We start from the raw sequence: 1,019 nt of genomic DNA on the forward strand, positions 1-1,019 counted from the left end.
GCAGGCAGGGCGGCCAGGGCGGCGGCGCCCAGCACGGCGGCTAGGGCGAGGAGGAGCAGGAGCAGCGCGGGTGGGCCCTGCGCGATGCCCGCGCCGATGCCGCTCGAACGGCCCTGCGCGTCGATCAGCCAGTGGGCCAGGGGCAGGCCCAGCGCCATCGCGGCGAGGACGGCCGCCAGGGCCGTGCAGGCCGTGGCCGTCACCGTGATCACGGTGATCTGGCGCGGGGAGAGGCCGATGGCCTTCAGGGCGAGCAGGTCCCGTTCGCCCTCGCGGACCGTGCCGCCGATCGCGGTGAGCAGTTCGATCAGGCCGATGAGGGCGAGCACGGCGATCAGGCCGAGGACGACCGCGCGCAGCGGGGAGAGCCCGTCTGCCGGGTTGGTGACGGTGTGCACGTCGAGATGGCCGCGCCCCGCCTCCGTCAGCCGGTCGGCGACCGCCTGCGGATCGGCGCCCGGGTCGAGGCGCAGCTGGTACAGGGTCGGCCGCAGGCCGGGGTCGTTGGCGCGGAGGGTGTCGAGCGAGGTGGAGATGACCCGTCCGGCGTTCTCCGGTTCGATGCTGCGGCCGACGATGTGCAGGATCTGCGGCCGGTCGCCGACGGTCACCCGCACCCAGTCGCCGACCCGGACGTGCAGCAGATCGAGCAGCCCCTGCCCCGCCACCGCCTCGTCGGGCCCGCGCGCGGCGCGCCCCTCGGCCAGCGTGAACGGGTACGGCTCCCGCTGTGTGCCGAGGCCGCGCAGGGCGATCGTGGCGGTCTGGCCGGGGACCAGGGCGGCCACCTCCGTGCCCGGGTAGGCGGCGGCGACCTGCGGGTCGCGTTCCAGCAGCGCCCGGGTGTCCGCCTCGCCCAGCCCGGCGTCGGCGCGGACGCTGAGCGCGGTCGGCAGGCCCATCCGCTCGGGCGCGCTGTGGAAGCGGTCGATGGTGGTCCACGCGCTCATCGCCACCACGATCAGCAGCAGCGGCAGCGCCAGCCGGGCCACCGCGCCGAACGCACGCGGGCGGCGCGT

Annotated in this window: 1 protein-coding gene; it reads right to left on the reverse strand. The window is 76.3% G+C overall.

Going from position 1 to position 1,019, the window contains the following annotated elements; all coding sequences use genetic code 11:
• The coding region (locus tag N4P33_RS35445; protein WP_260831020.1) for an ABC transporter permease at positions 1-1,019 on the reverse strand (1,019 nt) is incomplete at both ends.

Origin of the sequence: Streptomyces sp. 15-116A, from assembly GCF_025290915.1 — a bacterium.
In the GTDB taxonomy this organism is placed as follows: Bacteria; Actinomycetota; Actinomycetes; order Streptomycetales; family Streptomycetaceae; genus Streptomyces.